This window comes from Synechococcus lacustris str. Tous, assembly GCF_003011125.1.
Classification (GTDB): Bacteria; Cyanobacteriota; Cyanobacteriia; order PCC-6307; family Cyanobiaceae; genus Synechococcus_D; species Synechococcus_D lacustris.
The window spans coordinates 1-716 of the sequence record NZ_PXVC01000277.1 but is presented as its reverse complement, the minus strand read 5'-3'; the positions used below and the strand labels follow the sequence as shown (position 1 = coordinate 716).

2 protein-coding genes are annotated in these 716 nt (G+C 43.0%); one reads left to right on the top strand and one right to left on the bottom strand.

The features are described 5' to 3' along the window. Positions 1-311: hypothetical protein (locus C7K08_RS15800; RefSeq protein WP_206603899.1), on the top strand; the 311-nt coding region annotated here is incomplete at its 5' end. Here the strand turns inward: C7K08_RS15800 and C7K08_RS14900 are convergent. Then, a partial coding sequence (locus tag C7K08_RS14900; protein ID WP_117434677.1) for a glycosyltransferase occupies positions 303-716 on the bottom strand: 414 nt, incomplete at its 5' end. The two genes, C7K08_RS15800 and C7K08_RS14900, sit on opposite strands and share 9 nt — an antisense overlap.

Here is a 716-nt window from a genome sequence, read left to right as displayed (position 1 = left end):
CAGTACGCAATCTATTGCAGGTGCTTGATGGTATAAATGTTGATAGCGCTCTTAAACGTTTAAATCGATTAGTTAGTGAAGGAAACATAGCTTGGGAAGAGGGCGCTATCGAAGCAGCCCTAGCTTCATCATCACCAGAACTTGCGGTTTTAGTTTGCACATTAGGCTCCAGCAATGAAGCCGTTAGAGCTAAAGCTTACACGCAAGCATTAAGTGAATTAAATCTCAAAGGCCTTAAAGAATTGCTAACAAGCGGCGGTGATAATTTTTCCTGCGCACTAACGCAAAGGTTAACTTATTTATCATGCTAATTCATCTAATGTGCGCCATGGATGAGTTGATGGTAATTGACGCACCAATTCAGCCCTGCCTGGCTTAGCGATAAGGCAACCCAATCGTTCACGTACAATATTACTAATCTTAGTGATATTCAAATTACTCTCCACAGCTTTTCTTCCACTTTTTGCCAGTTGTTTTCGATAATCGGCATTCTCAGCAAGATTGCGAATTGCTTTTGCTGCCGCATCAAGATCTGGCTCAGCCCAAAGTTCACCGGCTCTATAGTCCCCTTCAGTTTTACTTATTTTAGTGAGTTTATAGGGAATCAACTCAGCACTTCCGGTGGGCATGAAATCAAGATTTCCACTGTAACCAGTGGCCACAACTGGTAATTCTGCTGCCATTGCTTCTGCGAGTGATAGGCCAAAGCCTTCTGC